7 protein-coding genes are annotated in these 7,306 nt (G+C 30.6%); 1 reads left to right on the top strand and 6 read right to left on the bottom strand.

All coding sequences use genetic code 11. The annotated features are described in order from the left end of the window. Positions 1-706 precede the first annotated feature (706 nt). Positions 707-2,104, top strand: a complete 1,398-nt coding sequence (locus C8D94_RS15035) for a Gfo/Idh/MocA family oxidoreductase (RefSeq protein WP_170134791.1) — start codon at positions 707-709, stop codon at positions 2,102-2,104. 8 nt (positions 2,105-2,112) lie between these two features. On the opposite strand, the gene C8D94_RS15030 is transcribed toward C8D94_RS15035, so the two are convergent. From C8D94_RS15030 to C8D94_RS15005, 6 genes are all read right to left on the bottom strand, one after another. After that, the gene (locus C8D94_RS15030) at positions 2,113-2,559 is read right to left on the bottom strand and encodes a hypothetical protein (protein WP_115124795.1); all 447 of its coding nucleotides are present in this window, start codon (positions 2,557-2,559) and stop codon (positions 2,113-2,115) included. Between the two features lie 335 nt (positions 2,560-2,894). Beyond that, positions 2,895-3,611: a DUF6090 family protein gene (locus tag C8D94_RS15025; protein ID WP_115124794.1), complete on the bottom strand. Its 717-nt coding sequence runs from the start codon at positions 3,609-3,611 to the stop codon at positions 2,895-2,897. 200 nt (positions 3,612-3,811) lie between these two features. Beyond that, positions 3,812-4,495 (bottom strand): hypothetical protein, encoded by a 684-nt coding sequence (locus tag C8D94_RS15020; RefSeq protein ID WP_115124793.1) that lies wholly within the window; start codon positions 4,493-4,495, stop codon positions 3,812-3,814. 551 nt (positions 4,496-5,046) lie between these two features. Next, positions 5,047-5,631, bottom strand: a complete 585-nt coding sequence (locus tag C8D94_RS15015; RefSeq protein WP_147278577.1) for a super-infection exclusion protein B — start codon at positions 5,629-5,631, stop codon at positions 5,047-5,049. A 243-nt stretch (positions 5,632-5,874) separates the two neighbouring features. Next, the gene (locus C8D94_RS15010; protein WP_115124791.1) at positions 5,875-6,549 is read right to left on the bottom strand and encodes a hypothetical protein; all 675 of its coding nucleotides are present in this window, start codon (positions 6,547-6,549) and stop codon (positions 5,875-5,877) included. Next, positions 6,549-6,953: a RusA family crossover junction endodeoxyribonuclease gene (locus C8D94_RS15005; protein ID WP_115124790.1), complete on the bottom strand. Its 405-nt coding sequence runs from the start codon at positions 6,951-6,953 to the stop codon at positions 6,549-6,551. Before C8D94_RS15005 ends, C8D94_RS15010 begins: the two co-directional genes overlap by 1 nt. Between the last annotated feature and the right edge of the window lie 353 nt (positions 6,954-7,306).

Genomic DNA, 7,306 nt, shown 5'->3' with positions numbered 1-7,306 from the left:
GTCAGCATTCGTTCGCAAGACCCGGACCGGAGTCCGATTGATCGCGACGGCTTAAATTCGGCAGAATTTCAGTCGGAGCTATTGAGGGCAACGGTATTGTATATGGCTCGTAGCGTGTAAAAAGGTACGGACTTTTCAGTTAAGCAGTGAGCTGAATTTTTAAATTCTATGTTTATTTCTCTCGTAAATATAGCCAAATTAAATATTTGACGGTCATCGCAAACACGCCCAAGCCTTTGATTTAAGCATTTTCCTAGCTATGAGCTATATACATTGTTGGCAAACGTTTTTGATGTGCTATTAGATGTAAAAAGTAAAAAATCATTACTACATTGAATATGTATATATTTATACTTAAATATTTTAACATAATATGCTGTTTAAAAATTTAAATCAAAAGCTTAATTATTTAAGAATAAAAGTTTTTAAATCATTAGATTACATTTCTACTTCACCTGACAAGAACTCTTGGCGATGGGGAAATTTTCTTTCAATATTAAGTTTGTGTTTGCTATATTTTATTTGGATTTTTCGAATATTTTCACTGCTTCAGTATCTTAAAATCTTTACTAGGCAATATTATAAATTAAATCAAATATTTACAGGAAAACAGGATTCTAAAAGGCGTGATGTTCCTCCGATATTACAAGAACTTTATTTTATATTTTGGTTATTCTTTCTATCCATATATCATTTTAAAAGTGAATTGATATTAGAAATTTTCAATGCTTCTCTTAAATCAAGTACTCTTAAAGTATTTGCAGTATATTTTCTAATTGAATCAACTGTTTGGCTCATTTACTATACAATCTTAAGAAGATTTTTTGAAGAAAGATATTCAATTTACCACCCCATTGAATATTTTGTTCTAATTCCTATACTGCTTTGTTCACAAGCGGTAGCTATTTCGATAATTTACACATTAGCAGTTGATGAATCATTTTTAATTCTAATGGGATTGAGTGAGATTGATAAAATTCCATTTTATATAAAAATGATAGGTATTTTGTATTTAGCTTTTGTTCTAAGTATGATATTGAATGGCTTTCCATCTGAAAAAAGAAAATCTGATAATTATTATAGTATAACAATATTTGGATTTGGTGATGTTGTTACCGAAAGATTATTACCAGCTTTGGATAGGTCATACATTAGAAAAAATATTATTAACATTTATACAATTAAGATTATAGAACATAACAATAAAGATATTAATCTTTTTGACATTAAAAAATTAAATAATAGACTTGATGATGTTGCTTTATCTAAAATTATATGGATTTGTACTCCGTCATATTCACACATAGAATATTTAGAAAAGTTTATGGGATTAAATTCCCTTATCGTTATAGAAAAGCCTATATCGGTTAATTTGAATGAATTGAATATTTTGAAGAAGATGAAATCCTACAATTTATTGGACAATGTATTTTTCTTAAGTTATTACAAATTGGAGAAATCTCTCCCATTGACTTACTTAATCTATCCGTCTATTTACTATGCAAAATATTTAGAATTTAAAAATGCTGATAAAGAAAGTTTATCATTTTTTTATTCTAAGCTAGGGAATTTAAAATCACTCTCAATAAATTTAATTGAAGGAATGGATAATCGAGATTGGCCATATAAGGATGAGTATGGAGGGCATTTATTAGAAACCTTCATCCATCCTGTTGTAATTGCAAGTCAATATGTCGAAATACCTCAAAACTGGAAAGATTTAGTCTGGAACATTTATAAAGGCGAAAAAAATAAAGAACTGATGTATGAATTGAAAGCTATTTCCAAGGGAGTAGACGTTCACTTAAGGATTAAAAAAAATGCAAAAAAAAATGATTTAAAAAAAAGCGCAGAATTTGTTTATGAGAATGGAAAAATCATTGCAGATTTTAACAAAAAAAAGATTAAAATATTCAATGATAAATCGGGACAATCAATTGAAATAAAAGTTAAAAATGAATTTAATGGAAATTATGATGTACAGGTAGATTTAGTTAAAACAGTTTATGAAGATAAAATCACGCCTAGTTTAATTGATGGGTTCGAGCAACAAATAGAGATAATTGAATGGTTAATCAATCAAAAATCAGAAAGTAATCTTTAAAAATTATTTTATTCAATACTTAATTCGTTGGAATAAGTTATTATTTCTATGTGGTCATTGTAGTTCAACGTGGGTATTTGAGTGGTAATTATTTCCAATGTTGAATTATCTTTAAAATGAAACTTCTTTGTTGATGGGTCTGGAAGGTAAATAAGAGCGTCATATGCTTTATTCTTACAAATCAATATTGAGAAGAAAAATAAAAAATTTTCTGAAGGAATAACATCAGTCCATTCAACATTTTCTAAAATATATCTTGGCTTTAGAATTTTAAATTGTTTTGGATGAATTGATATATTTATTGTTCCATTAAAATATGATGAAATATCAAGTCCTAATTTTTTAAAAAAAGGTTTTTGCATTTTTATTGTACCACTTGGAAAAGGAGAGTCTTTTGCTTTTCCAGAGGCTACTTGAGAGCCTTTAATTACAGTTCCTTGTGTAAAATTATACATTTTTATAATATTTAGAGACTATTAATTTTTGCTTTTTTAATTTAAATTCTGACTATCGGCAAAGTTAGTTAATTTTTAGTTCTACCCCTTTATTTATAGGTTTTTACCGGAATTTTTCAATTTTATTTTTTGGAAAAAGCCTAAAAGTTTTGACGTTAGCTTAAGAAATTAGAAGGATTTTTCTTTTGTGGGGAATGTTTGCCAACGGTCTCGGCTATGAGTAGTTGCGTGGTTTAGCACTTAACTTAGCAAGTACACACCAAACTGAAAATCCGCGAGGATTTTCAGAAGTAGGCGAGAACAAGCAATTACTTATAGCCATTGTTGTGCTTTCGTTATTTTTTCAATGTTTTTTCCAAAATCTTTTCTAGTTTATCAATACTATTGATTGCTGTAATCACTCGGTTTAAACCTCCTCTATAATTGTCTTTATTCAATGTTAAAATATTTCTAGCAGTTGATGGTTGACTAAAAATTTTTGGGTCAGATACAATTACGTAATCTTGAAATTTGAAATCAACTATAATTTCTTTCATAATAGGTATCCAATCGTTATTAAAAGAATACTCAACATCTCCAACTGATTTTATGACGTGATTAATTTCATCATCATAATAAGCTCCTAATAACATTCGTAGTTCTTTATTCGAGACTTTGTCAAGTCCTTTTGATTTTAATGTTTCATATGAATTAGTAATTGGTTGGAATCTCTCAAATTGAATAATATCGGCAAGCCAATATTTTAAACTATCTAAATTTTCTTCCGACCTTTTAAGTTCCAATATTTTATTAGAAGAAGAAATTGCATTATTAAAAATGATTTTTATTTTATTTAATGCTTTCTTATCGTTTGCTAAATTTTCTTGAATTTGAGCGAGCATTTCATTCTCAAAATCATTATCCTTATTCTCTTCATTCCAATTATTAATGCTCAACGCAATTAAAATTCCAATTACTACCAAGATAATTTCTCCGATTGCATAAATCAGATACTTACTGAATTTATTTTCAGTCAACATTTTTTGGCGGATTTTTCTAAAAAATTTTATCATTGGTTAATGGTTGGTCATAATGAAGCACAACGTTTGTGTATAAGAATAGTAGGGCTGAAAACAGTCGCTAACCATTCGGATGAAACACAAGCCAAATTTAAAAATTTGGCGACCTTGCAAATGCGCCTGAACCATTCGGTTTTGCTACAATTGCCCTATTATTTTTATACGTTGTTGTGCGTAGGCCTCCCGCGATATATTTATTCTTCTGGCGTTTCTATTTGGCCGTTATCTTGAAATTTATTTAATCGGTTGAGCGGTTCTTGAATTAGTGAATTAACCATTTGTCGAATTTCAATATCTGAAAACCCTAACGATTTTAGTGTTTCAATTCTTCCATTTAAAATTCGAGTTTGTTTTTCTGTAATTTCTAATTCTCCGATTTGTTCTTCTTGACGACTTCTATAATTTTTGTCTTTTATTCTTTCGTGTCGGTCTTTTAAATATTCTCTAATTTGTTGAAGTGGATTTAGGCTACCTAAAAACTCCCAAAATCCTGGTGATTGTATATTTACTTTATTAATTTTTAAACTATCACTTGGCAAAATTAATTTATCAAAACTAATTTGATTTTGTAAATCTAGTAGATTACTTCGTCTTTTACTGTCAGCATTAAACTCATTCGAGAAAATTTCATAGAATTTTGGGTCAATCCAAAATCTTCTACGTCCGGAACTTTCTCCCCAATAGTCCATTATTTTATTGAACCTTTTTTTCTCATACATTAAATTCCGTTCGTGTTCATTTTCCAACATTTGTACGATAAACTCAAATGCATATATACTTTTGTAAACATTTTGGAATACAGATAAGAACTCAATAACTTCTTCAACGGTACCAAGTTTGTCCGCTTTTACTTTTAATTTACCGTTCCTTTTATCCATATTTTAATTGTATTTACGATGTTTTTTTTGGCTTACGCACAACGGTCTGGTTTATGATTTGTGGCGTTTGAACCACTACAAAATGTTCAGCTGTAAATATTTGGTCTTAAAATTACCAAAATTTTCCCCATAGCCGAAATCGAGCCATAAATTATAAACATTGTTGCCCTCTTTTGCGACACGCACGAGTAAGTCGGCCGAGTGGCTTTTTCGGGAATCCAATCAGCGCAATGCTCCGCTCAGATTGTCAAAAATCAGCGTTCGAGTAAAAAATCAGCCGTTTACTTAATCAGTTCGGTTTTCGATTTTATCAGCAGAGTGAGCGTCAGCATTCGTTCGCAAGACCCGGACCGGAGTCCGATTGATCGCGACGGCTTAAATTCGGCAGAATTTCAGTCGGAGCTATTGAGGGCAACGGTCTCGTATAACCGTCAGTTACGGGTTAAGTTAGCGTTTATTTTCGGTTTGACACAGGCTTTAGCAATTCCGAGTGGATTCGGACGTAGTCGAATCCGCCGTAATTGCGGTTATACATTGTTGGCAAACGTATTTCATTTATAATGTTGTTGGTAAAAATAATCATTTGCCCAATCAGGTCGAATAGAAAAAACTTTACTCAATTCATCATCGCTCATACCTTTTGAAATTCCCAAATGATTTTCATTCAGTTTTCTGTCTGCTATTTTAGTCAATGTCAGAGGAAAATATAAACCGTCTCCAATGTTAGAAACTCTTTTTAAAATTCCTTTATTTATCAATCCTGCAACTGTTGAGTTATCAATTGGCATTTTTACCGATTTCTTTTGTTGTATTCCAAATTCGCGAATAACTGATTGTTCAAAGGGGTCTAAAGATTCTAATTCCTTAATTATGAATTTTTGACTTTTACTTTTATTCAATCCGCTTTCTATTTTATTCTTAAAATAATAGATAATTGAAAGAGCAATGAATGCGATTGAAACTATAAATACTGGTCCAAAAAATTTCCCATAATCTTCTTGGAATTCAGTCATTTTTAGAGTCTTCAAAAAACTGTCAGAAGCAAAAACAAAAATTCCGCTGACAATTCCGAGTAGAATGATGATTTTCATCGGAATTTTGTCCAAGTCAATCAAGTCGCTTACTTTAAAACTCATATTAATTTTATTATTACTGTCTTTGGTTTCATATGTTTGCCAACGGTTTTGTATATGAAAAGTAGCGCTAAAATAAGCGATAACTTTTCGGATTAAACACAAGCCGAATTTTTAAATTTTACTAATTATTTTATTTTTGGGAATTTGTCAAATTTAAAAATTTGGCGACTTACCAAAAATGCCCGAACCTTTGTGTTAGCAACGACTTGAGCTATTTTTTATATACGTTGTTGGCAAACGTTTTTATTTTATTTCCTTAATAAAGTCTTCTGTCATTCGGATTAATTTATTCAAATCCTTTTCTTTTATTTCACTCTTTTGAATAGAATGACCGTGAACAATATGATTTCTAATTTGGGAAATTTTATTTAACCATTCGTAATCAATTCTGCCAATTATTCCATAACTATACAATTGCTTAATATTCGCTGTTGGATTTAGTTTTCTTTCAGCTTTTGGTTGGTCAGCTTTCAAAATTGCCCTTGATGAAGCCTCAAATAATGACCAAGCATATAAAAAGTATGGTTCTAAAAAGTTTTTGTCAATTGAGTTTGAAACTTTATTCAATCTGTTTTCAATTTCTATAAGACTGAATTCTTGAAATTTATTATTAATTAAATTATCCTTAACTCTTGGATTGGTAATGACTAATTCAAATTTCCAATTCTCAAGTGAATTAATTTTGGCAGATAATTCTTTTAAATATTGAGAATTTTTAATTGTTTCACTTGTTTTAACTTCCACCACGATATTTAATTCTCCTTTTTTAAGAATAAGGTCAGGATGATAGTCTTTTAAAAAATCAGGTAATAAATTTCTTTCAGGTTCTATAAATACTTGGAATCCTTTTTCTTCGTATTCACGAGCAAGTTCCTTGATTTTTCTTTGTTCTCTTGGTATGTTATTTGTTCTTTCCATTAGTCAAGTTCTTGATTGTGTTGAAATTCCTCTACTTTGATGTGTAAAAAATCAACTCCATTTAAGAAGCCTTCGATAATTACTGGTGAAGCACCTTTAATCTTATATGCTCCATTTATATTCCTTTTTCTTGCAGAAGTTTCTACAACTTGGTCATCGTCTACATAGACAACTCCAACTAAAGCATCTTGCATTGGTTTAATTATATTGTCTGCGTCTGGACTATCGCCTTCGTAGTAGTAGGTTACTTTAAAAGTAACTTCGTCAGTTATGGCAACAGTTCCATTTGCTAACGCACTTGTTGCAGCAGCGTTTACTTTAGCTTTCCAAGCTTGTAATCGTGCTCTATTTTTCGTTTGAAGGGAAACAGGTGGTCCTTCAACTATAAATTCAAATGGTAGCATTAATGTTCATTTTTTCTCGGTTTCTCAAATGTTTGCCAACGGGTTTGCATATGCCACGGCGACCATTTAAGGCGGCACGCGTTGGCTAGAGTCAATTTGCGGAGCAAATGTGGGCAGCGTAGCGTGCGAATCAGCCGTGAGCTGGAGCCGGCATTACGTGTTTTTCGGTGTTAGTGATTAGTTTGTATAAATGTAAGACTTTTAATTTTAGCTAAAACTGGGCGCTGTGGTATATGCTTTGTTGTGTGCAGTTTTATACAACTATTTTAATTTTGATTTTTAATCATTTCATAATCATTTTTGAACATATTTAGCATTTCTGAAGATGGATTCATTTCTGTTTTTTTGATTCC

Origin of the sequence: Marinirhabdus gelatinilytica, from assembly GCF_003353425.1 — a bacterium.
GTDB lineage: Bacteria > Bacteroidota > Bacteroidia > Flavobacteriales > Flavobacteriaceae > Marinirhabdus > Marinirhabdus gelatinilytica.
Note: the sequence above shows the minus strand (reverse complement) of the source record. Positions and strands in the feature narration are given on the sequence as shown.